We start from the raw sequence: 25290 nt of genomic DNA, 5'->3' as shown, positions 1-25290 counted from the left end.
GAGCAGCCATGGTCAATCCTTTCGCTGTGCGATACTGATAGCACCGGACCCGACCGAGCGAAAGAGAGGAAGGGCGCACTTATGCAAACTTGCGTTTGCGTACGTCAGGGGATACCCTGAACCCCAGCGGGCTGTCGCCCGCGCCATGCTCCCGCATGGCAAGGTAAGGGCGCGGCGATGGCGAGCTTCCATCTTGCGGTAAAGACGATAGGCCGTTCCGCCGGTCGCAGCGCGACGGCAGCGGCAGCCTATCGTGCGGGTGTCGAAATCACGGATGAGCGCACCGGCCTCGTCCATGATTACACCGCAAGCAGGGCGTCGAACATAACGCCCTTGTCGTGCCCGCCGACGCCCCGGCGTGGGCCAGTGACCGGCCCTGCTCTGGAACGCCGCCGAACAGGCAGAGACGCGCAAGAACTCGACCGTCGCCCGCGAATATGAAATCGCGCTGCCCGCCGAGTTGTCGGCCGAGGCGCGGCGCGAGCTTGCGCTGGGCTCGCACGGGAGATCAGCGAGCGGCATGGGGTGGCGGTGGACGTGGCGATCCACGCACCAGGTCGCGAGGGCGACCATCGCAACCATCACGCCCATCTGCTGACGACGACGCGGCGGATCGGCCCGGAAGGGCTGGGCGCGAAGACCCGCGAACTGGACCAGAAGACGAGCGGGGAGGTCGAGCGCTGGCGTGGCCGGTGGGCCGAGATGCAGAATGCGGCGCTGGAACGGGCGAACGTCCCGGAGCGGGTGGACCATCGCAGCCACCAGCGGCGCGGAATCGAGCAGGAGGCGACCGTGCATATGGGGCCGAGCGCGACGGCGATGGAACGCCGTGCCGAGCATCAGGCCATGCGGGAGGGGCGGGCCTATGAGCCAGTAACGATGGTGGGCCAGCACAACGCCGGCGTCATCGAGCAGCGGGGCCTGCGCCAGTATATAGAGCGGGGACCGAGTGGCTGCGCGATGCAGGGCAGCGATATCGGGCAGGCTGCATGCGTTCGCGGCCACCTTGAGCGGCGCGGTCGATCGCGATCGGCGCGATGCAGCCGAGGCGCAGCGTCAGGAGCGGCTTGTCGCGAGCGCACCCGTGAGCAGGCACAGGGAACGCCAGCAGGTGCAGGACCGTGAGAAAGTGGCGGAGAAGTTCAGGACCATTGCCGGGAAGCGCGAGGCGGCGGCCATGGCTATGGCGACCATAATAGCGACTGGAAGGCGACCCCGGAGGCGCTCCGCAAGGCGGTGGATGCCTATAACGGAGCGAACCAGCACACCAAGGATCTCTACATCGAGCGGATCCAGCGCGAACCCCAGATGGCGCGCGCGGTGGGCCAGTTGCTCCATGAGCGCGAGCTGGTCCTGCAACGTGATCGTGGCATGAGCCGATGAGGATGACGGAAAACCCTGAAATCGGGGTTTTCGTGCATATTCCCAATCCGGCAGGGTTTTTCGTGCAGCCAGATCGCGGCGGCGGCGTGGTCGTGAGTGTGCCGGTCAGCCATGCGCGGATTCATGTGATTGTCGGCAGTTAGGACGTCACGAAACCTATGACGCAAGATCAGTGAAATAAGCACTCTCAGATTCAGATAACTTCTTTGGGCCACTTATTACTTCATCGTTCCCGTAAAGTAAGGCAATGCCTTGATCTGCATCAATGGCTAGATACCAACCTTTATAAGCGTCACCAACAACCTGCCATGCAATTGTGCGATCTCTTATTATGTCAAAAATTACATCCACCTTACGAGGGTCGTTTTTGAACAGTCGACGCAAGCTGGCGAGTATCTTATTCGCGTGCCTTCTATCTTCCACGGTGGACAGACGCTGATTTTGTTGACGCCTGTAAGCCTCCGCCTGTTGGCGTTCCTCCTCCAACAAAATGGCGCGTCGCTCATCTCGTAAGGGTTGGCTGAGAATAGACGTTCCAACCGATGCTGCATGGCGTCGGTTGGGACCACTTCCAAGTGAGGAAGTGACTTGATCCACTCAATTCTGCGCCGGAGAAAGCTTTCATGATCGACGGCAAAAGCCGGGTGTTTAGTGCATCGAAATCCTTGCGTAGTGGCGATGATTTGCGAAATTCATCGTAACGGGAGTTCCACTCTGAAATATCATAACCGACTTGAGGCACCAGATTGGCAAGATCATTGTAGATTTCAGCAATTTCGGATGCGCCGCATGCCATCAATCCAGCACGGCACGCCTCTACATTATGAGGTTTATACCCAGAATTGCCGACATAAATGTAATGCCCATTCTGACGGACTTGGCCATAATAGTATGTGACTTGACTGTTCCAAAGTACCTCTGGAGCAATTTCATCAGCGCGCAGACCACCTTGTTGATTGCTAGCGCCGCAAACGATGAGAACGAGTCAAGCTTCCCAAAGCTCATCGGATTCCCATCGAGCCTTATCCACCACGATTTCGCGAATGATACGCCCCTGAGATTTATTCCAAATCACGCCGCCTCCTCAGCTTCGATTGCGAGAACTTCCTAAATCACAACGGTTACAAATGCCTTTAATGCTTAGATTTCCCGCATTGTCCGACAATCAGGCGATAGCCGCTGTCGCCATGTGATCTCCGGCAAACGGCCGTTAGAGCGACAGATGCCGCTTAGACGGCTTCGCGGGCTGAGATCGCTATCCCGGTAAAGTCAGCCGCTGTGGGGCTTGAGCGAACGCCTTCGAGCAAAGCCCGTTATGAAAGTGTCATGCCAAATGGCTCCGCCGTTAATTTCCTTGGGAATGGAGTCCAGACCTTGAATCTCGATCATGGTGAGACCTCCATCATGCGATAATGTTTGGGAAGGCGAAGACCAGCTTTGACGGCTTCCGCTTCAAGCTGGTCCGATAAACAGGTAAGCTTGCCATTCAGTGCACGCTCACGCCACAAATGTGCGCGGCCAAATGCAGTCTTTGAGAACGCGAGGCCCGATATTTCCTTTTTCGAGTCTATCAGCGTATAATAGCCAGAATATTCTGGACCATAAGATCGATAAGACCCTTCTTCGCTTTTCTCCGGCGAGAAAGCGTCAATATCCTGCCCTACGACCAGAAGATGATATTGCTTGGGATATAGTTTGCCGCGCGGCATCCTTATTTCGATCGGGAACAACTGGTGAATACCCGGCTCGAGCCGCTCAATTATTGCCTTCATTCTTTCATCGACCGCCAGAAGGCCGTTTAACGAAATGAGCGAAGCAAGCGACTTATAGCTTTTGGCGGTGATATAGCATTGCGGTGGCTCATGATCTTTGATCGAGTTGAGCGGGGCCAATTCGGGAAATTGGGTTGGCCTTACGCCAAGTTCCTGAGTAAATTTGGATGTAACATAGGTGGGGTAACTGGCTATATCGCCACCTTGGGTATAGTCGTATAAGGCACTCTGAACTTCTGGCGATTGACTCTGATAATAGCGGTTGAGCCGATCACGCCAACCGCCTTTGCCACGCGGGTCGAGACTTTCAAAGTCGCCCTCCGGCCAATAATCGCCAAAACTCGAAGGTATGCTCATTCCCCCAAACCATTACGCTGCCTCCCGCATGTCCGATGCATAGCGCGAGAGTGCAGCTTTCCGGTTAATCGTCTCAAAACGCTGTTTTACGAGATGATGCGGCTCGCTTGCCCGGAAAACCGCACCTCACGCAGCCGTTGTTTGAAAACCCATCTCGAAATCTATGTCCGACAATCAGGCGTTTTGCGACGGGTTCCATTAGGATCAGCGTCCTTCTTCCCTTGCGCGGACGATGGCACTAAATTCTGAAATTACCTGCTGCACGTTGCCGTCATCGCACACGTTGAGCGAGTGGTGGACTGAAACGGCCTGATCGGTTCGCATTTCCAGCCAAGTAATCCGGGCTGTGTTCGGCGCGAGATGGGCCTGCTCTAGCGCGATCTGTTCACTATATCCCGCGATCACATCGTTGATGGCCTCCAGCGCGACCTCATAGGCAATGGCCTGCTTTTGGGACCATAAAGGGCCGGTTGGAGAATCCATGGTTTATTCCTCGCCGCTAGGGCTGTCGCCCTGGCGGCTGAACAGGCGCGACCAGAAACCGCGCTGTGGAGTAGGTTGAGGGGCAGCGCGCTGATCGGTCAGGGCAAGCCGTTGCGCCTGTTCTCGCCAAGCGTTCCGTTCTTCACGCAGTTCCGCAACCTGCTCACGCAACAGCCTGTTTTCAGCCTGTAAACCGGGGGTGTCACTACCTGTTATATCGGGCTGTAAAGGTTGCTGCACCTCATTTACAGGGGGCCATACGCGGAACAGTTCGACAGGCTCAATACGCCACTCGCCATTATCTGACTTTTGGCCGGAAATGCGTCCTGTCTTGATTGCTTTCATGAGCGTTTGGCGGGTGACACCGACCTTTTCCGACGCTTCTCTTAGGGTGATACCCATAGTGTCACTCGCTGTTAAGTTTGCCTGTATGGTATCTATATCGGTTGCATCGTCATCGGGCGATGTATCGGATGCACGGAGCTTGTTACCTAGGCCAGTAACTAGCTGGGAGAGTTCCTCCTGCATCGCTGGTCAGGTTCCGGCTGTTGGGTGGCAGGCAAGTCTGGTTCCATTCCCGTAGTGATGGTTCAGACGGGGGAGGAAGGCCGGGACCGCTTGGCAACTGGCGCTCCCCGGAAACAGGTTAGGCAGGCGATGGAGCGCCGGTTGCGCGCCTAGCTCTTCACGATCCGGTTGTTCATCGTCTGCGATCAACACAGCCGCCGAAAATAGGCTGTAGCGGATGCCATCACGCTTGCCGGTCCATGCCACCCGATCATTGATGACGTAGGCGCAGGCTGTCCCGGTTGGACCGATCTGGCGGACTTCGATCCACCCCTGTTCGCGGAGTATGGACAAAGCCCGCTTGAGGGTCGGGAGTGAGCAATGCGCTGCCTTTGCCAATGTCGTTTGGCTGGCCACAATGGCATTATGCCGTCCCATTTGAGCTACCAGCACATGAAGCACCGATGAAGCACGGGGATTGGCGATAGCCAGTTGCGCCCATCTCTCATGAGCAGCGCGATCAGTCTGCACCCATGTACCGCCCGGCGGGGTAGTCAAACCTAGTTGCTTTGACTTTTGCGACATTGGCACTCCCTAGTCCCACAGGCAGATAAAATTTGTCAGTCGTGAGCTAGGGGTAGCTCACCCATGAATGAATTTTGAAAGCGATTGAACAAAATCGAAAATGTCTATGCCGCGAACCATGATCTAATTCCAGTCAAAAACTTTCGGATTTTATCCGAACCTAGCTCATGGCTGGTGAGCTAGGGGTAGCTCATAGCTGGTGAGCTACCCCCCCTCATAAGATGCTGATTAGCAATGTCTTTTTCTCTCTGCCTTCTATGATCTTATGATTACCCCTGAAAGGGGGTTGCGAGTTATCCATGCCTCGCCATAGCGCTATCCAAAAGCTGGCGACGGCGAGGGGTGGATAACTCGCTAATCAGACCGCCTGCGGCGGGAATGATGAGTGCCGCTAGTCGCGGCACACGCTAGGCATAGGCGGGTAGGAATCCGCACCCCTTCCACGTTGCGCAATGCTGCAAGGTCCCAATTGGCTATCAGGGGGTACAGGAGGCGATTTCCCGCTCGTAGAGCGTAGGGGAGCGGTTGGGGGAAGGTCTGTGCGATCCAAGGGCTTGGCGTGCCCTAACGGGCACCAAAAGGGAAACCGGACTGATGCCAGTTTCTACAGCTTCCCAATATGGGAATTAAGGGTTGTTTCCCATGTTGGGAAATGGCATAGCCTGCTGATGAGGATCATCGCCCGCAAAAACATCGTAGCCTTTCACGACGCATCCTCTGACCCGTGCGTCACTGACACATTGGCTAGAGGTTGCAGAAAATGCGGACTGGTCTTCGACAATCGAAGTCATGGCCGATTTTTCAAAAGCAAAAACGGTGGCGGCGGAACGGGTTAGATTTGAAGTGGCGGGCGGAGATCATAGAATGATTGTTGCGTTCCATTTTCGGCGAGGGATCGCTTTCATAAAGTTTATTGGGACACATGCTGAATATGACCGCATCGACGCCGCGACCGTCGATCAGTTTTGAAGGACAGGCAAATGGATATCAGACCTATCAGGAATGATGACGACCATCGGGCGGCGGTCGATGAAATCCGCGCGCTCTGGAGCGCGGAAGCGGGCAGCGCGGACGAGGATCGTCTCGATGTGCTGGCAACCCTGGTCGATGAATATGAGCGGAAGCGGTGGCCGGTCGACAAGCTGGACCCGGTGGAAGCGATTGAAGCGGCCATGGAGGCGGAAGGCGCACCCGCGCCGATCTGGCGTCCCTGATCGGGCAATCGCGCGCGACCGAGGTTCTGGCCCGCAAGCGGGGGCTGACCCTCCACATGATCCGCAAAATCGAACGGCATGGCATGTCCCTGCATCGATCCTTGTCCGCGAATATCAATTATCGCGCTAAATCAGGGCTGCTGCTCGTAGAGGGGCACCCATTTTCCTTTGCACGTCTGGGCTTTGGCGTCCCATTTGGCGGTGCATCCGTATAGGGGTCGGTTCCGGCTCAGGGCGAAATGACACCCTAAGCCGATTGAGCCGCATACGCCTCATTGAGACCATGCACCGCCAGATCATTGGCAATGAGCCCATTCCATTGCGTTGGCTGAGAGGGTTCGACCGGACTGCCGATGACACGCTCATCGCGCCAAGCCCAGTGCGTTGGCGATGCCGTGTCAAAAGTGAATCCTGGCGACAGCCACAACGGCGCTGCCAAGCGTGCATATCGGACCTCCGTGCGGCGCATAAGCCGAACCAAGCCTGAAGGTGTGCGTCGGAACACCTCGGCGTTTGAATGGCACGATGGGGTGCAGCGAAAGGCGATAACCTTTGCCTTCGAAATGGAAGCCTCGAAATGCGGGATCGTAATTCCACCGCTCGACGACGAGGACGTCGGATCTCACATCCCGTACTGCATCGTCATGCAAACACAGGCCCTCCCGCGCGAAATCCTCCAGTTTGTCCGAGAGTGGCGGAGGTGGGGGGTGAACTTCACGCCCAATTTCTGCGCTCGTGGCATACGTCGTCTGTAACCGCGTATTGTTGCATCCTGGTCCAATCGGCCCGAGCGAAAAGCGCCGTGCTGGGGTCGGGAGCGAGGCTTGCCTCGGCAGCACATCAAGCGGCACTTCAATAAGCTTTTTGCCGTGCGCGAGAATAGGAGCCGCTGGCAGGTGTCCCAGCACTTGCCGGACGAACCCAAGCCTTTGTCGATTGCATAGGTGATGGAAAGACCTGCGGGCAATATTGGAGGGGTGCCGTGATCTTGAGCGATCAGCGCTTGTACGCGTCGTTCAGTGATTCCATTGGCCCACCATGGAATAGCGAAGCCGACCGCCAGCGGTAGTATGGCCGCCGCCAACATTACCAAGCGCGGAGTGCCGCCTGACACTCTGCGCAGGATCATATAGGTTGCCAGCGTCGGCGTGAAATATATCCAAGCTCCTGGCGTGAGGCTCATCAGCCATGCCAAGGGAATGCCGATAAGTGTCAGCATGAGAAGAACGACAATTGCTGGCAGGAAAATTGCGCATCCGGCTCCTACCGTCATTAACAGCCATAGATAAAGAAGGCGCCGATCGACTACGTGCATTTTTATATCGGACTTCCGTAGTGGGATTGAGGTGACTAACTTTTAGGGAGGCAATCATACCGTCATTTCAAGATCATTTTTGGCATTGGGCCTGTTCCGGCTCACGATTGCAGCGACCGTATTCTTGCTCAGGCCAAGATCGCGGGCGATCCAGCGATAACTGCGCCCCTCTTTAACCAGCGCCAGCACCTTGGGCCCAAGCCGATCGGACTTGGGCCGTTCCCCCGGTTGCCGTCCGAGCTTGCGCCCGCGCGCCCGAGCTGCGGCCAAGCCGGAACGGACACGCTCGCTGAGCATGTCGCGCTCGAACTGTGCGATGCCGGCAAGCAAAGTGGCCATCATCCGCCCATGCGGCGTATCGACCTCGAACGTCATGCCGCTCATTGCCACTACGGACACGCGCCACCCGGACAATCGGTTCAGCGTGTCGAGCAGGTCCTGGGTGGATCGGCCCCATCGGCTTAGTTCGGTCACAAGGATCGCATCGATCTGGCGTGCCTGCGCCAGCTTCATCACCTGGTTACGTGCCGCCCGGTTCGCCTTCATGCCGGAGGCGGTCTCCCGGAACACTTCTACCACTTCATAGCCGCCCCGCTCGGCAAAGCCGGCAAGGTCGCGCAACTGCCGTTCACAAGACTGGTCGGCGGTCGAAACCCTTGCGTAGATGGCGGCGCGCTGTCCCAATTGAACCCCTCTCGATTTAGGCTTTGAAAACCCTTGATCCGCGTGGGGTCAATGTTGTCCAAAACAGACTTCTGATCAACTGGGACAATGCCTCATGCCGCGACGCCATATCCTGAGCGCCCGGCAGCGATCGGCGCTGCTCGACCTGCCGACCGACGAAGCATCCCTGCTCCGCCATTACATTCTGGCTGACGATGACCTGATCCACATCAACCGACGACGCAGGCCTGAGAACCGGATCGGTTTCGCGCTGCAACTGTGCGCGCTGCGCTATCCCGGTCGGATGCTGGCACCGGGCGAGATCATCCCCCTCGCAGTGTGCCTTCCTTGGTGCCCAACTCGGCATCACCGGCGACACGCTCCTTCGCTGTTCGCCGCCAGACGCGCCAGCAGCATCTGGAGGTGCTGCGCCGAAGCTACGGGTACAAGATGTTCTCGGTCAGGGGGCGCCGGCCGGGCGTTCTGCAACTGGCTGTTCGCCGAAGCGAACAGGCGCGCTCGAATGACGATCTCGCCCGGCGCTTCATTGCCCGCTGCCGACACCATGACCATCCTGCGGCAGTCACCACCATCGAACGGCTGTGCGCTGACGCGCGTCGGGCGAGCGCGGTATCGAGAGGCGGATCGCCGCGCGGCTCGGTCGCGTCGCCTGCACCCGGCTCGACGCTGCTGAGACCGAGATGCTGCGGGTCAGTCGCTTCATCTGGCTGCGCCGGATCGAGCCGGGCAACAATTCCGCCGCGGCGAACCGGCTGCTCGACCGGTTGGAGTCCTGCGCACGATGAACGCTGACCTGCTCGCAGGCATCCCGCCGCACCGCGTCGCCCGGTTGCGCCGGCAGGGCGAACGCTATTTTGCCGATGGCCTGCGCGATCTGAACGCCGATCGGCGCCGCGCCATCCTCGCGGTCTGTGTTATCGAATGGGCCGCCACGACCGCCGACGCCGTGATCGAGACGCATGACCGGATCGTCGGCCGCACCTGGCGCGAGGCGAAGCAGCTGCACGATGCGCGTACTGCGGAAACCAGAGGTGCGGTCACCGCGACCCTGGACGGGTTCGCGGCGCTCGGCCGATCACTGCTCGACGCTCATGGCGACGGCGCATCGCTGGAGGATGCAGTCGCGCGCGCGGGATGGGACCGGCTCGACCGTCTTGTCGCAACGGCCAGGTCGCTGACCGACACGCTCGGCGACGATCCGCTGGCGCATGTCGATCAGGGGTATCACCGCTTCCGCCGGTATGCCGCGTATGCTGCGCTGCCTCGACCTCGCAGCCGCGCCGGTTGCCCCCCCTGCTCGACGCGGTGACCGCGATCGCCGCCAAAGGCGGGGTGCCGGCGGCCGACGACTTCCTGCGCCCGCATTCCAAATGGCGTCGTCAGCTGCGGTTGAAGGGCGGTGACGATGCGCGGATGCGTGAAGTCGCGGTGATGTTCCACCTGCGCGACGCGTTGCGCTCGGCGACATCTGGCTCGAGCGCTCGCATCGCTATGGCGACCTGCGCCATGTCCTAGTGCCGATGACGGTCGCGCGTACCATGAAGCTGGCAGTCCCGTCCGATCCCGCATGTCTGGCTAGCCGACCGCAAGGTCCGGCTTGCCGATGGCCTCGGCCGACTCGGTCGCGCCGCGCGCAATGGGACGATCCCGCATGGCAGTATCGAGGACGGCACGCTGCGCATCGACCGTCTCACCGCCGACCCGCCGGGCGGGATCGAGGAACTGCTGCTCGACCTGTACCGTCGCCTGCCGCCTGTCCGCATCACCGACCTGCTGCTCGAAGTCGATGTCGCACTCGGCTTCACTGAAGCCTTCACCCACCTACGCACCGGCGTGCCGTGCAGCGACCGGATCGGCCTGCTCAACGTACTGCTCGCCGAGGGGCTGAACCTCGGCCTGCGCAAGATGGCCGAGGCCTGTAATACCCATGATTACTGGCAGCTCTCCCGCCTCGCGCGCTGGCATGTCGAAAGCGAGGCGATCGACCAGGCGCTGGCGGCCGTGGTCGCCGCGCAAGCGATCTGCCGTTAGCGCGGGTCTGGGGCATGGGCACCACCGCGTCCGCCGATGGTCAGTTCTACCCCGCCGCGCGACAGGGCGAGGCGATGAACACGGTCAATGCCCGCTACGGCAACGATCCCGGCATCAAGGCCTACACCCACGTCAACGACCGCTTCGCGCCGTTCGCGTCACAGCCTATCCCCGCGACCGTCAGCGAGGCACCCTATCTGCTCGACGGTCTGACGATGAACGAGGCCGGGCGGCGGATCGAGGAGCAGTATGCCGACACTGGCGGGTTCACCGACCATCTGTTCGGGATCAGCGCCATGCTCGCTATCGCCTCGTGCTGCGTATCCGCGATCTGCCGTCCAAACGGCTGTACGTCTTCGATCCCGCTGTCACGCCGACCGAACTGCGCCCGCTGGTGGGCGGCAAGGCGCGTGAGGCACTGATCGTCTCCAACTGGGCCCCTGTGCATTATCAGGACACGGATTCACGGTAGCGGTTTGATGAGCAGCGGCATGAGGCCGTTGGCGTCGAGATCGAGGTGATCGGACCAGACATAATCGCCGGTGAGATTGATGCGATCCCAACCCAACGGCGAGAGCCGGGACAGCATAGCTGGATCGATGGGGCTTCCTCGACGACGCATTTCGTCGACGGCGCGCCCCAGATAGCGACAGTTGAACAGGATAATCGCTGCGGTGACGAGGTTGAGCGCGGCCGCTCGGGTCTGCTGGTTCTCCAGGCCACGGTCGCGAAAACGGCCGAGCCGATGGAAGGCGACCGCCCGGGCAAGGCTGTTGCGGGCCTCGCCCTTGTTCAACTCGGCAGTGACGGTACGGCGCAGAGCCGGATCCTCGAACCAGCGGAGCGTGACAGCGTGCGCTCGATCCGCCCGATCTCCCGCAGCGCCGCAGCGAGGCTGTTCTGCTGGCGGTAGGCGGACAGCTTCTTCAGGATCAACGATGGCGTGACGGTGCGGTGACGGATCGCGCCAATGACACGTTCAATATCGGGCCAGTGGCTGACGATCAGGTCCCGGTTGAGCCTGTGACCGAACAGTGGCGCAAGCCTGCCATAGCGCTTCGAGGGTTCGAAAGCGTAGAGGCGCCGGTCGGACAGGCGAGGAATGCGCGGCTCGAAATCGAGCCCGAGGAGATGCATCGTCGCGAATACGATGTCGGAAACGCCGCCTCCATCGACGTGCAGCGCGGTCAGATCGGCGTTGCTGTCATGGCCGAGGAGCCCATCGAGCGCATGGATGGCTTCTCCTGCCGTGCCGGCGATCACCGTCTGGTGCAGCGGCGCGTAGCGGTCGGTGATGGTGGTGTAGATCTTGACCACTGGGTCGCGACCATAATGGGCGTTGACCGCTCCGCCGGCTTCGCCCGGCCCGCCCAGGTAGAAGGCCTGGCCATCCGCGGAAGCCCGGTGTCCTTGCCCAAACCAGGCGGCGATCGGCTCGGCGTGGATGGCGTCGGTCAGACAGGCGAGCGCCGCCCGAAAGGTTTCCTCGCGCATGTGCCATGTCTGCATGCGCAGCAGCGCGCGGCGTGACCCTGCGCCGCATACCTCGGCCATGCGCGACAGCCCAAGATTGGTCGCTTCGGCAATCAGAGTGGCGAGGAAGGCCTGCTCATCGCCAGGCGGCAACCCGGTCGAGACGTGCCCGAAGTGCCGGGTGAAGCCGGTCCAGCGTTCGACTTGCGACAACACGTCGGTGATACGCGTGGCAGGCAGCATGTCGTAGCAGGCAAGCGTCAGGCGCCGTCCTTCGTCGTGCCTGGCATCATCGTCCTGCAGTTCCTTGGGAAATCGCAATCGCTCGCCAGCGAACAGGGCAGCATCGCGTCCGGCCAGATTGTGGGCGACGTCGCGCAAGGCGCTGTCGAGCTGCGCGGCGCGCTGATCGAGCCATGCGTGTGGATTACCGAGCGAGAACGGCGGTTGCAGCGCTGCGCCGGATAACGGCGCGAGCAGCACGTCCAGCGACCTGTGCAGCCTTGACCTCGGCACCCAGATATCACCCGAGGCCAGTGCATTGGTGAGCGCGCCGTAAGTCGCCATCTCCCAGTGCGTCCGGTCGATCTTGCCGGCGACCACGACATGGCGGTGCCAGCGCCGCTCGACATGACCGAGCGGAACGTCGGCAGGGAGGGGCTTGCGCCAGTCGCCATCAAGATTCGACAGGATCGCCATCGCGTCGCGCAATGCCGCGGTGCCGGCCCGACCGTGGAAATCGAGCGCTTGCAGGAATAGAGGCCCTGTTCGCTTGAAGGTCCGGTATTCGGCTGCGATCTCGCTCAGCACATCGTCCCTGTGAGGTGCCGCGGTACGACGGATGATTGCGGCATCAGCATCGAGCATGTCGAGAGGCACGATATCCCTGAGGGCCGCACCGATATCTCCGCCGGCGCGTGCTGCCTGGCTAACTGTTTCCAGCACAGTGGCGATCCGCATCAGCCGATCGCGGCCTTCGCGTCCCGAAATCGCGACCCTCTGCTCCAGGCGTTTGCGAGCACGAAGGTGAGCGCGTCCCATCAAGGCGCTGAACATGGCGATCGCCGCGTCGGTAAGCGTGGCCTCCATCTCGCGCAGCGTTGCAAGCAGGATGACCCGCCTGCGGGAGACGCGCATCTGTTGGAAAGCCTGGGCTGTATATCGCACGCCTTCGCGGGCGAACTGCGTCAGGCGGGGCTCGTGCAGGGGATCGACCGGAATGCTGGAAATACCGGTCCTATGGATTATCGCGACCTTCTCGAGGATTTCGGCAAGCGAGGCTGACGCGACGCGGGGCTCTGGTTCGCGCAGCCAGGACAAGCGGCTCTGCCGGTCATGTACCTTCTCATCGATCAGCATATCGAGACGCTGACGCATATCCGCATCGAGTTTAGCATCGACCGCGGCGACCAGATCGGTTTCCGTCCGAAGCATCGCCTCGGCCGCCATCCGCTCAACGACGCTGATGCCAGGGATGACGATGCGTCGCGTGCGCAGCTCGTCCAGCAATCGATCAAGCAAAATGCGCCCGTCCACGATAGCCATGGCTTCGGTTTCCAGCCAAGTCATCATGATGCCGCGCGCTGGCCGGCTCAGATCGGTGAATCCGAAGCGCGCCTTGATGGCGGCAAGCTGATCGTAGCGGGTCGGCGCTCGCCGCGCGAAGTCGGCGACGACGCCTGCATCCACTCCGACCTGTTCGGCGATGTGGTCGAGCATGATTGCAGGCAACAGCTCGCCTGTGCGCAGATGTCGCCCCGGATAGCGCAGGCAGCAGAGTTGCAGGGCATAGCTCAAGCGGGTCGCCGGAGTGCGTGCGAAGCCGATCGCAGCAAGGTCCTCGGCATCGAGGCCATGATGTCGCACCACCGCCGCCTCGCTGTCGGGCAAAGCAAGCAACGCGGCGCGCTGCCGCTGGGTCATCGGAATACGTGCGGGCATGTTTCATCCTCCAAAAACCTCTTGCCTTTTGTTGGCTTAGTGAAAGAGGATTGTGAAAGACCCAAGGCTGCGGAAATTGGTGCATGCTGTTTCCGCCTCCAGATACGGCCGTTTGTGAAAGAGACGCAGATGACGCGCGAACCCTATCTGATCGGTTATGCCCGCGTGTCGAAGGGCGACGACCAGTCGAACGCCGCGCAGCGGCGCGCGCTCGATGCGGCCGGCTGCAAGCGGGTGTTCGAGGAGACCGCCAGCGGTGGGCGGTGGGACCGACCCAAGCTTCTGGAGATGATCGGCCAGTTGCGCGACGGAGACGTCGTCGTCGTCTGGAAGCTTGACCGGCTGTCGCGCAGCCTAAAGGATATGCTGCACATCATGGAGCGGATCGAGCTGGCAGGCGCGGGCTTCCGCTCACTGACCGAGGCGATCGACACCACCACCGCGGCAGGGCGGATGATGATGCAGATGGTGGGAAGCTTCGCCGAGTTCGAGCGGGCCATGATCCGCGAGCGTACCAGCGCCGGCCTTGCCCAGGCTCGCGCAGAAGGACGGATCGGCGGGCGTCGGCCCAAGCTCGGCGACAAGCAGCGCCGCGAAATCGCCGAGTCCGTCACGTCCGGCCGCAAGTCCGGTGCCGAGATGGCGCGGCTCTACGGCGTCAGTGAACCCACCGTCTCGCGCATCGTCGCCGCGCACCGCCAGCAATTCAGTCAGCAGCAGAGGGAACAGGCATGAAGCGTGGTCACGATCTGTCCGGCGTCATGAAGTTCGCCACCTCGCCGGCCTGGGGCGAGCATCTGGGCGAGGCGCTCGGCGATCATCTCGGGCTGGCGATGGAGGAGTTCGACTTCGAAGCGGACGAGCTGGCGGACATCGTCGGCGATCATTGGGCCGGCGTGTTGTGGGGATGCGCGTTCGAGGATCTGCTGACGCGCACCATCCAACCCGACCGGAACATCGTCGATGACTATATTCGGCGCCGGGGCTGGAATGAGAGCGGCCCGACCAAAATCTACCTGCGTGCCCTTCGATCGTCAGTGATGAGCCTCCACGAGGTCAGCGAGGTCGAGCCCGGCAGCGGCTTCCTCGTGCGCGACCTGATCCGGGGCGGCGAGCCGCTTCGAGTATCCGAGCGCAGCGCCTCGCAGACGCTGAAGCAATGGGACAGGATCGGTGCCCGCGTCGTGCAGGTCGGAGGCAAGCACCTCCTGTCGGGCGGCGTGCTGTCGTTCACGATGGAGGCGGCCGAGGCGCTCGTCGCCGATCTACGGCGCTCGAAGGGCAAGCGCAGCCCGCGCACCGCGTTGAACCTAGACGCCGACGATCTGGCTGCACTTCCGGCCCTCATCAGCACGGCATGGCTGTTCGATGTCGTTCCCAAGACCATGGGACCGGCGCCCATCCCCACGCTGCACAACATTGATGGCGAGGAGGTGATGTTCCACCGCGTGCGCTTTCCCTTCGCACGCGGCGTGACCCAGGCGCTGGTCGGCGAGCGGCTTGATACTGTCCCTGCGCTTCAGCGGGAAACCACGCACTTTTGGAACTGGCTGGGCGAGAAACCGAACGGAAAAGCGAAAAGCACCGGGCGCATGGCGTGGGGTGTGACGATGGCGGACGGCACCCCGGTGCTCGGCAATGTCGAATTGAAAGGCCGCGCCCTGATGCTCGCCGTCACCTCGGCCGAGCGAGCGAAACGCGGCACCGCGCTTATCAACGATGCGCTCGCCGGGTTGGTCGGCTCGCCGCTGACCACGATTGAGACGGTCGAACAGGCCATGGCGGCGCGGGCCGAGGGGCTGACATCATCCGAACCGGCACCCGCCATTGCGCCAGAGGTTGCAACCCCGCTCATCCATGCCATGCTCGACCGTCAGTACCGCGCGACGCTCGATGAACCCGTCGGCATGCTCGGCGACATCACCCCGCGCGCAGCCGTTCAAACTGCCGCAGGCCGGCACCGAGTAGCCGGGTGGCTCAAGCATCTCGAAAACCGCAGCAGCAGCCAACTCGACGCGAACGACCCGATGGCCACCTACGACTTCACTTGGATATGGCGCGAACTTGGCATCGAGAACCTGCGCAAATAGTTCGCTACCCCTGACGTCGATGCCTACCGTGAATCCGTGTCCCTACAATGCACAGAGGCCAACTGGCCCGACCTGTTCCGCTGCGCCGCCACCATGAGCGCGGGGCAGGTCGCGCCGAGCCGCATCCTGCGCAAGCTCGCCGCCTATCCGCGCCAGAACGACCTGGCCGCAGCACTGCGCGAGGTCGGGCGGATCGAGCGGACGCTGTTCATCATCGAATGGATCCTCGACGCCGGCATGCAACGCCGCGCACAGGTCGGCCTTAACAAGGGCGAGGCGCACCACGCGCTGAAGAACGCCCTGCGCATCGGTCGCCAGGGCGAGATCCGTGACCGCACTACGGAGGGCCAGCATTACCGGATCGCCGGCCTCAACCTGCTCACCGCCATCATCGTCTACTGGAACACCCTGCATCTCGGCCATGCTGTAGAGGCCCGGCGTCGCGAAGGACTCGATACCCCGGATCATCTGCTGGCCCATGTCTCCCCGCTGGGGTGGGCGCATATCCTCCTCACCGGCGAATACCTCTGGCCGAAGGATGCCGACGCTTAGGGTGTCATTTCGCCCTCAGCCGGAACCGACCCCGTATAGCTGGCGCTCGATCTTGGGTTCCTGCGCCCAGCGATAGGCGAGGGCCGCGGCGAAGATCAGTCCCAGCCCGATGAGGGCGGCGGTGATCCATTCCTTCAGGCGATCCCACCAGACCCCTGCGCTGACCCGCTGAAGCTCCCCAGCGGCCCGGTGGAGGGCACTGACCCCCGCGCCTGCCTGTGCGGTCCATTCGGCGCGTTGGCGGGCGTCCTGTTCGATCTTCTGGGCCAGTGCGGCGACCTGCTGGGCGACCCCTTCGGCCCCGGCCTTGCGCATGGCGTCGAGCAGGGTGCGATAGTCTGCGCCGGGATCGGAGGGAGGGGGAGCATCAAACTCGGCAGGGTCGAAGGGATCAGGCATCGGCGGGGCCACCCTTGAAGGTCCAGCCCTCGAATGCCTTCCGGTCCTGATCGCGGCTGATCCGGCTCATCAGGTCATTGAGGTGGGATTCCCATGCGGGGTCTTTCATGAGGGCATAGCGTGGAAAGTACGCTAAACAACGCTAAGCGAGAACGCATGGCGAACGCTCGATGCGAACGGACGGGCGCTTAATCAGGCGGGCCGTTCGATTCCCATCCTACGCATTTCGCGATAAATGGTCGATCGGCCGATGCCGAGTTGCCGCGCTGCTTCGGTAGGCGAGATACGAGCTTCGACCAGCTTGATGGCCGCATCCACTTTGGACATGTCCAGCGGCTGACGGCCAGGCTGTTTGCCCTTAGCACGGGCGGCGGCAATACCATCTCTGGTTCGCTCAGAAATCAGCCGTCGCTCAAAATGGGCGATGGCCCCAAACACATGGAAGATGAGCTCGCCGGCAGCTGACGAAGTGTCGATCTTTTCTTCAAGGCTCAGGAGCGCGATGCCCTGACCGCGTAGCGTCTCAACCGTGGTGAGAAGTTCGGCAAGCGAGCGCCCAAGCCGATCGAGGCGGACCACCGCCAGCGTGTCACCCTTGCGGGCATAGGCGATTAGCTCAGCCAGACCGGGCCGTTCCATGCTCTTACCTGAAATGACATCGGTGAAGATTTTGATGGCGCCAGCCTTCTCCAGACGCATGGTCTGGCCCGCAACGTCCTGATCGCCGGTGCTGACGCGGGCATAGCCCAGAATATCACCCATGCCGCACGTCTCCCAAACGGTCGTTCTGTGGACGCTATGGAGGGCAGCCGCTGCGCCCCACCCATATCCGTCCACATACTATGTCTCTTTACTCCTCGCTGTCCATAGGCCCAGATGACCTTTTGTGGACAGGAAACGGCATGACGAAGCGCAAGCATCAACTCCTGACCGAGAGCGAACGCGATCAGATACTCGCCATCCCGACCGATCGCGACCATTTGGCCCGGCTCTATACCTTCGAGCCTTCCGATATCGAGATCATCGGCGCGCGACGGGAGCGACGGAACCAGTTGGGCGTGGCGCTGCAACTCGCGCTCCTGCGGCACCCGGGCATCACGCTTGCGCAGTTGATACAGGACAGGGGAGCAATACCCCATGATCTCGCCGCTTTCGTCGCGGAGCAACTTGGTCTGCACGTAACCGAGCTGGCCAACTATGCGGCGCGGGATCAGACAATTACGGATCATGCCCGTGAGCTGGCGGCGCGTTTGGGGCTTCGGGGGCCAACCCGCGCCGATATTCCCTTCATGGTCGAGGCGGCCGCGAGAACGGCATGGGCGACCGACAAGGGGATGACGATTGCGATGGGCGTGGTCACCGCCCTGCGCGAGGCCCGGATTTTGCTGCCGTCCATCTCCACCATCGAACGCGCCAGCAGCGCGGGACGTGCCCGCGCGCGCAAGCAGGCCGCCCACGCCCTGATCGCCGATCTCAGCGCCGAACAGGTCCAGGCCCTCGATCAGCTCTTCGACGCCGCCGGCGGCATGAGCCATCTCGCCTTGCTTAAGACCATCCCCGTCGCGGCCAAGCCCGATCACGTCCGCCAGATCCTCGACCGTCTGAGGCAGGTGCGGAAGATCGGCATTTCCCCCGACGTCGCGGGCCGCATCCACGCGGACCGATTTCGGCAATATGTCAGGGAAGGCCGTGCGTCGCCTGCCTATATGATCGAGCGCTATATTCCCTCCCGGCGACGCGCCACGCTCGTTGCCTTCCTGCTCGATCTTGAAGAACGGCTGACGGACAGCGCCCTGGAGATGGCGGACAAGCTGATCGGCGGCATCTTCACCCGCGCGAAGAACGCCCAGGCGCGCAGCTATGCCGCCACGTCGAAGAACGTGGCCCGGCTGATGCTGATCTTCCGCAGGACGATCGACGCGCTCACCGAAGCAGTCGATACTGGCGAAGATCCTATGGAGGTCCTGGATGCCTCAGTAGGATGGCACACCCTCCTGAAGGCCAGACCGGAAGTGGCGACGATCGCGGAAACCGCCAATCTTGATCCGCTGAGGGTCGCGGCCGACCGCTATGCGACGTTGCGCAAGTTCGCCCCTGATCTGCTTGAAGCGCTACAGTTCAGGGCCGGAAAGGGCAGCGCGAAAACGATTGCCGCTATCGAGATGCTGCGCGACCTCAATAGGTCGGGCAAGCGCGATCTGCCTGCCGACGCTCCGATGCCCTTCCGCAAGGAATGGCAGAAAATTGTCATGGGCGATGACGGCAAGATCAATCGGCGGCTCTGGAAATCGCGACTATCGCGCATCTGCGCAACAAGCTGCGCTCCGGTGATGTCTGGGTGGAACGATCGACGGGATACCGCCAGTTCGACAGCTACCTGCTAAGCGAACCGAAGGCCAAGCCGATCGTGTCGGCTCTTGGTCTGCCACCCACAGCCGGCGAATGGCTCGAACAGCGGGGCCGCGAACTGGACTGGCGGCTGAAGAAATTCGCCCGGAGCCTGAAGCGCGACGCTCTGGAGGGTGTGCGATACCGCGACGGCCGCCTCCAGATATCCCCCGTTCGCACGATCGCAACGCCCGACGCCGAAGCCCTGGCCGACCGGCTCGATGCGATGATGCCACGCATCCGTATCACCGAACTGCTACATGAGGTGGCGCAGGAAACTGGCTTTCTTTCGGCGTTCACCAACCTGCGCACCGGCGAGCTATGTCCCAATGAAAATGCGCTGCTCGCCACGATCCTCGCCGACGCCACCAATCTCGGCCTGTCGCGCATGGCCGCCGCGAGCCAGGGCGTCACGCGCGATCAACTCCTATGGACCCATGACGCCTATATCCGCGACGAGAGCTACCGCGCGGCGCTCGCCGTCCTCATCAACGCGCACCACCGCCTGCCATTCTCGCGGGTATGGGCGACGGCACAACGTCCAGTTCCGATGGTCAGTTCTTCAGGGGCGCGAAGCGCGGCGCATCGGGCGGCGACATCAACGCGCGCTATGGCGTCGATCATGGCTTCAGCTTCTACACCCATGTTTCCGATCAGCGCGGGCCCTACCACGTCAATGTGATCTCGGCCGCCACGCATGAAGCGCCCTATGTCCTCGACGGCCTCATCAGCCATGGCACCGATCTCAGGATCGTCGAGCATTACACCGACACCGGCGGAGCGACCGATCATGTCTTCGCCCTGTGCGCGATGCTGGGATTTCGCTTCTGCCCGCGCCTGCGCGACTTTCCGGACAGGCGGCTTGCGCCGATCGCGCCGGTTTCGGCCTATCCGTCCATCGCCCCGTTGTTGGGCAAGCGTATCCGCACCGACATCATCAATGAACAATGGGACGACGTGCTGCGCCTCGTGGGGTCGATCAAGGCTGGCCACGTCGCGCCGTCGGTCATGCTGCGAAAGCTCGCCGCCTACGAACGGCAGAACCAGCTCGACGTCGCACTACAGGAGATCGGCAAGATCGAACGGACCCTGTTCATGCTGGACTGGCTTGAAAATCCCGATCTGCGCCGGCGATGCCATGCCGGCCTTAACAACAGCGAGCAGCGCCATGCCCTGACGCAAGCGATCTACACCTTCCGCCAGGGCCGCATCATCGACCGCAGCCATGAAGCTCAACAATATCGGGCATCAGGCCTCAACCTAGTCATCGCGGCGATCGTCTATTGGAACACGATCTACATGGCCGACGCCGCCCAGCATCTGCGATCGGCAGCGGCCCCGGTCCCCGATGATCTGCTTGTCCATACGTCGCCGGTTGGCTGGGAGCATATTGCCTTTTCCGGCGATTTCCTCTGGGATCGAGCCGCCGCTTCCGCTGGCCGCAAGGCCCTCAATCTTCCGCCGGACAGCCGCGCCGCCTAAGCGTTCCTCGGTTGTTCTCCCTTAGCGTTGTTTAGCGTACCTTCCACGCTATGCCCTCTTCATGGCGGCATCGAGGAGCAGACCGCCGAGTATGATCTTGCGGCGGGCATCGGCCTTGCGGTTCAGGGTAACGGCGCGGGCTTCCAATGCCTGCAACCGGGCCTTGGCCTGCTGGACCTTGCGACGGGCGGTTTCGATAGCCTCTGGCGTTGGAGCAGCCATGGTCAATCCTTTCGCTGTGCGATACTGATAGCACCGGACCCGACCGAGCGAAAGAGAGGAAGGGCGCACTTATGCAAACTTGCGTTTGCGTACGTCAGGGGATACCCCTGAACCCCAGCGGGCTGTCGCCCGCGCCATGCTCCCGCATGGCAAGGTAAGGGCGCGGCGATGGCGAGCTTCCATCTTGCGGTAAAGACGATAGGCCGTTCCGCCGGTCGCAGCGCGACGGCAGCGGCAGCCTATCGTGCGGGTGTCGAAATCACGGATGAGCGCACCGGCCTCGTCCATGATTACACCCGCAAGCAGGGCGTCGAACATAACGCCCTTGTCGTGCCCGCCGACGCCCCGGCGTGGGCCAGTGACCGGGCCCTGCTCTGGAACGCCGCCGAACAGGCAGAGACGCGCAAGAACTCGACCGTCGCCCGCGAATATGAAATCGCGCTGCCCGCCGAGTTGTCGGCCGAGGCGCGGCGCGAGCTTGCGCTGGGCCTCGCACGGGAGATCAGCGAGCGGCATGGGGTGGCGGTGGACGTGGCGATCCACGCACCAGGTCGCGAGGGCGACCATCGCAACCATCACGCCCATCTGCTGACGACGACGCGGCGGATCGGCCCGGAAGGGCTGGGCGCGAAGACCCGCGAACTGGACCAGAAGACGAGCGGGGAGGTCGAGCGCTGGCGTGGCCGGTGGGCCGAGATGCAGAATGCGGCGCTGGAACGGGCGAACGTCCCGGAGCGGGTGGACCATCGCAGCCACCAGCGGCGCGGAATCGAGCAGGAGGCGACCGTGCATATGGGGCCGAGCGCGACGGCGATGGAACGCCGTGCCGAGCATCAGGCCATGCGGGAGGGGCGGGCCTATGAGCCAGTAACGATGGTGGGCCAGCACAACGCCGGCGTCATCGAGCAGCGGGGCCTGCGCCAGTATATAGAGCGGGGGACCGAGTGGCTGCGCGATGCAGGGCAGCGGATATCGGGCAGGCTGCATGCGTTCGCGGCCACCTTGAGCGGCGCGGTCGATCGCGATCGGCGCGATGCAGCCGAGGCGCAGCGTCAGGAGCGGCTTGTCGCCGAGCGCACCCGTGAGCAGGCACAGGAACGCCAGCAGGTGCAGGACCGTGAGAAAGTGGCGGAGAAGTTCAGGACCATTGCCGGGAAGCGCGAGGCGGGCGGCCATGGCTATGGCGACCATAATAGCGACTGGAAGGCGACCCCGGAGGCGCTCCGCAAGGCGGTGGATGCCTATAACGGAGCGAACCAGCACACCAAGGATCTCTACATCGAGCGGATCCAGCGCGAACCCCAGATGGCGCGCGCGGTGGGCCAGTTGCTCCATGAGCGCGAGCTGGTCCTGCAACGTGATCGTGGCATGAGCCGATGAGGATGACGGAAAACCCTGAAATCGGGGTTTTCGTGCATATTCCCAATCCGGCAGGGTTTTTCGTGCAGCCAGATCGCGGCGGCGGCGTGGTCGTGAGTGTGCCGGTCAGCCATGCGCGGATTCATGTGATTGTCGGCAGTTAGGACGTCACGAAACCTATGACGCAAGATCAGTGAAATAAGCACTCTCAGATTCAGATAACTTCTTTGGGCCACTTATTACTTCATCGTTCCCGTAAAGTAAGGCAATGCCTTGATCTGCATCAATGGCTAGATACCAACCTTTATAAGCGTCACCAACAACCTGCCATGCAATTGTGCGATCTCTTATTATGTCAAAAATTACATCCACCTTACGAGGGTCGTTTTTGAACAGTCGACGCAAGCTGGCGAGTATCTTATTCGCGTGCCTTCTATCTTCCACGGTGGACAGACGCTGATTTTGTTGACGCCTGTAAGCCTCCGCCTGTTGGCGTTCCTCCTCCAACAAAATGGCGCGTCGCTCATCTCGTAAGGGGTTGGCTGAGAATAGACGTTCCAACCGATGCTGCATGGCGTCGGTTGGGACCACTTCCAAGTGAGGAAGTGACTTGATCCACTCAATTCTGCGCCGGAGAAAGCTTTCATGATCGACGGCAAAAAGCCGGGTGTTTAGTGCATCGAAATCCTTGCGTAGTGGCGATGATTTGCGAAATTCATCGTAACGGGAGTTCCACTCTGAAATATCATAACCGACTTGAGGCACCAGATTGGCAAGATCATTGTAGATTTCAGCAATTTCGGATGCGCCGCATGCCATCAATCCAGCACGGCACGCCTCTACATTATGAGGTTTATACCCAGAATTGCCGACATAAATGTAATGCCCATTCTGACGGACTTGGCCATAATAGTATGTGACTTGACTGTTCCAAAGTACCTCTGGAGCAATTTCATCAGCGCGCAGACCACCTTGTTGATGTGCTAGCGCCGCAAACGATGAGAACGAGTCAACAGCTTCCCAAAGCTCATCGGATTCCCATCGAGCCTTATCCACCACGATTTCGCGAATGATACGCCCCTGAGATTTATTCCAAATCACGCCGCCTCCTCAGCTTCGATTGCGAGAACTTCCTAAATCACAACGGTTACAAATGCCTTTAATGCTTAGATTTCCCGCATTGTCCGACAATCAGGCGATAGCCGCTGTCGCCATGTGATCTCCGGCAAACGGCCGTTAGAGCGACAGATGCCGCTTAGACGGCTTCGCGGGCTGAGATCGCTATCCCGGTAAAGTCAGCCGCTGTGGCGGCTTGAGCGAACGCCTTCGAGCAAAGCCCGTTATGAAAGTGTCATGCCAAATGGCTCCGCCGTTAATTTCCTTGGGAATGGAGTCCAGACCTTGAATCTCGATCATGGTGAGACCTCCATCATGCGATAATGTTTGGGAAGGCGAAGACCAGCTTTGACGGCTTCCGCTTCAAGCTGGTCCGATAAACAGGTAAGCTTGCCATTCAGTGCACGCTCACGCCACAAATGTGCGCGGCCAAATGCAGTCTTTGAGAACGCGAGGCCCGATATTTCCTTTTTCGAGTCTATCAGCGTATAATAGCCAGAATATTCTGGACCATAAGATCGATAAGACCCTTCTTCGCTTTTCTCCGGCGAGAAAGCGTCAATATCCTGCCCTACGACCAGAAGATGATATTGCTTGGGATATAGTTTGCCGCGCGGCATCCTTATTTCGATCGGGAACAACTGGTGAATACCCGGCTCGAGCCGCTCAATTATTGCCTTCATTCTTTCATCGACCGCCAGAAGGCCGTTTAACGAAATGAGCGAAGCAAGCGACTTATAGCTTTTGGCGGTGATATAGCATTGCGGTGGCTCATGATCTTTGATCGAGTTGAGCGGGGCCAATTCGGGAAATTGGGTTGGCCTTACGCCAAGTTCCTGAGTAAATTTGGATGTAACATAGGTGGGGTAACTGGCTATATCGCCACCTTGGGTATAGTCGTATAAGGCACTCTGAACTTCTGGCGATTGACTCTGATAATAGCGGTTGAGCCGATCACGCCAACCGCCTTTGCCACGCGGGTCGAGACTTTCAAAGTCGCCCTCCGGCCAATAATCGCCAAAACTCGAAGGTATGCTCATTCCCCAAACCATTACGCTGCCTCCCGCATGTCCGATGCATAGCGCGAGAGTGCAGCTTTCCGGTTAATCGTCTCAAAACGCTGTTTTACGAGATGATGCGGCTCGCTTGCCCGGAAAACCGCACCTCACGCAGCCGTTGTTTGAAAACCCATCTCGAAATCTATGTCCGACAATCAGGCGTTTTGCGACGGGTTCCATTAGGATCAGCGTCCTTCTTCCCTTGCGCGGACGATGGCACTAAATTCTGAAATTACCTGCTGCACGTTGCCGTCATCGCACACGTTGAGCGAGTGGTGGACTGAAACGGCCTGATCGGTTCGCATTTCCAGCCAAGTAATCCGGGCTGTGTTCGGCGCGAGATGGGCCTGCTCTAGCGCGATCTGTTCACTATATCCCGCGATCACATCGTTGATGGCCTCCAGCGCGACCTCATAGGCAATGGCCTGCTTTTGGGACCATAAAGGGCCGGTTGGAGAATCCATGGTTTATTCCTCGCCGCTAGGGCTGTCGCCCTGGCGGCTGAACAGGCGCGACCAGAAACCGCGCTGTGGAGTAGGTTGAGGGGCAGCGCGCTGATCGGTCAGGGCAAGCCGTTGCGCCTGTTCTCGCCAAGCGTTCCGTTCTTCACGCAGTTCCGCAACCTGCTCACGCAACAGCCTGTTTTCAGCCTGTAAACCGGGGGTGTCACTACCTGTTATATCGGGCTGTAAAGGTTGCTGCACCTCATTTACAGGGGGCCATACGCGGAACAGTTCGACAGGCTCAATACGCCACTCGCCATTATCTGACTTTTGGCCGGAAATGCGTCCTGTCTTGATTGCTTTCATGAGCGTTTGGCGGGTGACACCGACCTTTTCCGACGCTTCTCTTAGGGTGATACCCATAGTGTCACTCGCT

Annotated in this window: 25 protein-coding genes and 4 pseudogenes; 15 read left to right on the top strand and 14 right to left on the bottom strand. The window is 60.8% G+C overall.

Annotated features, from left to right (window positions below):
- Positions 1–376 precede the first annotated feature (376 nt).
- From CAF53_RS29330 to CAF53_RS27435, 4 genes are all read left to right on the top strand, one after another.
- Positions 377–598: a MobA/MobL family protein gene (locus CAF53_RS29330; protein WP_347337883.1), complete on the top strand. Its 222-nt coding sequence runs from the start codon at positions 377–379 to the stop codon at positions 596–598.
- The gene (locus CAF53_RS26875; protein WP_277949243.1) at positions 508–1125 is read left to right on the top strand and encodes a MobA/MobL family protein; all 618 of its coding nucleotides are present in this window, start codon (positions 508–510) and stop codon (positions 1123–1125) included. The genes CAF53_RS29330 and CAF53_RS26875 overlap by 91 nt, the downstream gene beginning before the upstream one ends.
- 111 nt (positions 1126–1236) lie before the next feature.
- The gene (locus tag CAF53_RS28985) at positions 1237–1383 is read left to right on the top strand and encodes a hypothetical protein (RefSeq protein ID WP_242443715.1); all 147 of its coding nucleotides are present in this window, start codon (positions 1237–1239) and stop codon (positions 1381–1383) included.
- A 2-nt stretch (positions 1384–1385) separates the two neighbouring features.
- Positions 1386–1526 (top strand): hypothetical protein, encoded by a 141-nt coding sequence (locus tag CAF53_RS27435; protein WP_157801414.1) that lies wholly within the window; start codon positions 1386–1388, stop codon positions 1524–1526.
- 13 nt (positions 1527–1539) lie between these two features.
- Here CAF53_RS27435 and CAF53_RS27430 read toward each other — a convergent pair whose 3' ends face one another.
- From CAF53_RS27430 to CAF53_RS26850, 5 genes are all read right to left on the bottom strand, one after another.
- Entirely contained in the window at positions 1540–1980 is a 441-nt protein-coding gene (locus CAF53_RS27430; RefSeq protein ID WP_157801415.1) for a hypothetical protein, read from the bottom strand.
- Between the two features lie 788 nt (positions 1981–2768).
- The gene (locus tag CAF53_RS26865) at positions 2769–3512 is read right to left on the bottom strand and encodes a DUF1629 domain-containing protein (RefSeq protein ID WP_148649544.1); all 744 of its coding nucleotides are present in this window, start codon (positions 3510–3512) and stop codon (positions 2769–2771) included.
- A gap of 204 nt (positions 3513–3716) precedes the next feature.
- A complete protein-coding gene (locus CAF53_RS26860) occupies positions 3717–3995 on the bottom strand; it encodes a hypothetical protein (RefSeq protein WP_059153721.1) in 279 nt (92 codons plus the stop codon).
- 3 nt (positions 3996–3998) lie between these two features.
- Entirely contained in the window at positions 3999–4523 is a 525-nt protein-coding gene (locus CAF53_RS26855; protein WP_242443714.1) for a hypothetical protein, read from the bottom strand.
- Between the two features lie 6 nt (positions 4524–4529).
- Positions 4530–5087, bottom strand: coding sequence for a helix-turn-helix domain-containing protein (locus CAF53_RS26850; RefSeq protein WP_242443713.1), 558 nt, complete (start codon positions 5085–5087; stop codon positions 4530–4532).
- Between the two features lie 717 nt (positions 5088–5804).
- Between CAF53_RS26850 and CAF53_RS28980 the strand changes: the two genes are divergently transcribed.
- Together CAF53_RS28980 and CAF53_RS28975 are read left to right on the top strand one after the other, a co-directional pair.
- Positions 5805–6056 carry a type II toxin-antitoxin system HigB family toxin gene (locus CAF53_RS28980; protein ID WP_347337882.1) on the top strand — a complete coding sequence of 84 codons (252 nt, stop codon included), beginning with the start codon at positions 5805–5807 and terminating at the stop codon, positions 6054–6056.
- Between the two features lie 11 nt (positions 6057–6067).
- A complete protein-coding gene (locus tag CAF53_RS28975; RefSeq protein WP_242443712.1) occupies positions 6068–6301 on the top strand; it encodes a hypothetical protein in 234 nt (77 codons plus the stop codon).
- A gap of 1369 nt (positions 6302–7670) precedes the next feature.
- On the opposite strand, the gene CAF53_RS26830 is transcribed toward CAF53_RS28975, so the two are convergent.
- A complete protein-coding gene (locus CAF53_RS26830) occupies positions 7671–8300 on the bottom strand; it encodes a recombinase family protein (RefSeq protein WP_100239814.1) in 630 nt (209 codons plus the stop codon).
- A 94-nt stretch (positions 8301–8394) separates the two neighbouring features.
- On the opposite strand from CAF53_RS26830, the pseudogene CAF53_RS26825 reads away from it, so the two are divergent.
- Positions 8395–10767 (top strand): annotated as a pseudogene (locus tag CAF53_RS26825) (Tn3 family transposase); the annotation flags it as partial.
- 27 nt (positions 10768–10794) lie between these two features.
- Here CAF53_RS26825 and CAF53_RS26820 read toward each other — a convergent pair.
- Positions 10795–13727, bottom strand: a pseudogene (locus CAF53_RS26820) (Tn3 family transposase).
- Positions 13728–13874: 147 nt separating this feature from the next.
- On the opposite strand from CAF53_RS26820, the gene CAF53_RS26815 reads away from it, so the two are divergent.
- Genes CAF53_RS26815 through CAF53_RS26805 form a run of 3 tightly spaced genes read left to right on the top strand, consistent with a single transcriptional unit; the run spans position 13875 to position 16387 of the window.
- The gene (locus CAF53_RS26815) at positions 13875–14480 is read left to right on the top strand and encodes a recombinase family protein (RefSeq protein ID WP_026109404.1); all 606 of its coding nucleotides are present in this window, start codon (positions 13875–13877) and stop codon (positions 14478–14480) included.
- The gene (locus CAF53_RS26810) at positions 14477–15835 is read left to right on the top strand and encodes a hypothetical protein (RefSeq protein ID WP_007015766.1); all 1359 of its coding nucleotides are present in this window, start codon (positions 14477–14479) and stop codon (positions 15833–15835) included. Before CAF53_RS26815 ends, CAF53_RS26810 begins: the two co-directional genes overlap by 4 nt.
- Positions 15836–15871: 36 nt before the next feature.
- Positions 15872–16387, top strand: a complete 516-nt coding sequence (locus tag CAF53_RS26805; protein ID WP_277949240.1) for a Tn3 family transposase — start codon at positions 15872–15874, stop codon at positions 16385–16387.
- 15 nt (positions 16388–16402) lie between these two features.
- Here CAF53_RS26805 and CAF53_RS26800 read toward each other — a convergent pair whose 3' ends face one another.
- On the bottom strand, positions 16403–16786 hold the full coding sequence (locus CAF53_RS26800; RefSeq protein WP_100240134.1) for a hypothetical protein: 384 nt from the start codon (positions 16784–16786) through the stop codon (positions 16403–16405).
- A 192-nt stretch (positions 16787–16978) separates the two neighbouring features.
- Positions 16979–17548, bottom strand: coding sequence for a recombinase family protein (locus CAF53_RS26790; RefSeq protein ID WP_011607925.1), 570 nt, complete (start codon positions 17546–17548; stop codon positions 16979–16981).
- Positions 17549–17688: 140 nt separating this feature from the next.
- On the opposite strand from CAF53_RS26790, the gene CAF53_RS28970 reads away from it, so the two are divergent.
- From CAF53_RS28970 to CAF53_RS28960, 3 genes and pseudogenes are all read left to right on the top strand, one after another.
- Positions 17689–19170, top strand: coding sequence for a DUF4158 domain-containing protein (locus CAF53_RS28970; protein ID WP_242443711.1), 1482 nt, complete (start codon positions 17689–17691; stop codon positions 19168–19170).
- A gap of 230 nt (positions 19171–19400) precedes the next feature.
- Positions 19401–19721: pseudogene (locus tag CAF53_RS28965) on the top strand (Tn3 family transposase); the annotation flags it as partial.
- Entirely contained in the window at positions 19697–20656 is a 960-nt protein-coding gene (locus CAF53_RS28960) for a Tn3 family transposase (RefSeq protein WP_242443710.1), read from the top strand. The pseudogene CAF53_RS28965 and the gene CAF53_RS28960, both read left to right, overlap by 25 nt.
- 57 nt (positions 20657–20713) lie before the next feature.
- Here the strand turns inward: CAF53_RS28960 and CAF53_RS26780 are convergent.
- Positions 20714–20878: pseudogene (locus CAF53_RS26780) on the bottom strand (mobilization protein); the annotation flags it as partial.
- 168 nt (positions 20879–21046) lie between these two features.
- Between CAF53_RS26780 and mobQ the strand changes: the two are divergent.
- Both mobQ and CAF53_RS27425 read left to right on the top strand, forming a co-directional pair.
- The gene (mobQ, locus tag CAF53_RS26775) at positions 21047–22258 is read left to right on the top strand and encodes a MobQ family relaxase (RefSeq protein ID WP_059153723.1); all 1212 of its coding nucleotides are present in this window, start codon (positions 21047–21049) and stop codon (positions 22256–22258) included.
- A gap of 2 nt (positions 22259–22260) precedes the next feature.
- Entirely contained in the window at positions 22261–22401 is a 141-nt protein-coding gene (locus CAF53_RS27425; protein ID WP_157801414.1) for a hypothetical protein, read from the top strand.
- 13 nt (positions 22402–22414) lie between these two features.
- Here CAF53_RS27425 and CAF53_RS27420 read toward each other — a convergent pair whose 3' ends face one another.
- From CAF53_RS27420 to CAF53_RS26755, 4 genes are all read right to left on the bottom strand, one after another.
- Complete coding sequence (locus CAF53_RS27420; RefSeq protein WP_157801413.1) at positions 22415–23338, bottom strand: hypothetical protein; 924 nt, start codon at positions 23336–23338, stop codon at positions 22415–22417.
- Between the two features lie 311 nt (positions 23339–23649).
- Positions 23650–24393: a DUF1629 domain-containing protein gene (locus CAF53_RS26765; RefSeq protein ID WP_148649544.1), complete on the bottom strand. Its 744-nt coding sequence runs from the start codon at positions 24391–24393 to the stop codon at positions 23650–23652.
- Positions 24394–24596: 203 nt separating this feature from the next.
- Positions 24597–24875, bottom strand: coding sequence for a hypothetical protein (locus CAF53_RS26760; protein ID WP_059153721.1), 279 nt, complete (start codon positions 24873–24875; stop codon positions 24597–24599).
- Positions 24876–24878: 3 nt separating this feature from the next.
- On the bottom strand, positions 24879–25277 hold the full coding sequence (locus tag CAF53_RS26755) for a hypothetical protein (RefSeq protein WP_082700019.1): 399 nt from the start codon (positions 25275–25277) through the stop codon (positions 24879–24881).
- Positions 25278–25290: the final 13 nt, after the last annotated feature.

Source organism: Sphingobium sp. LB126 (assembly GCF_002795205.1).
In the GTDB taxonomy this organism is placed as follows: domain Bacteria; phylum Pseudomonadota; class Alphaproteobacteria; order Sphingomonadales; family Sphingomonadaceae; genus Sphingobium; species Sphingobium chungbukense.
The sequence above is the reverse complement of the archived record's forward strand: the minus strand, read 5'-3'. Positions and strand labels throughout refer to the sequence as shown.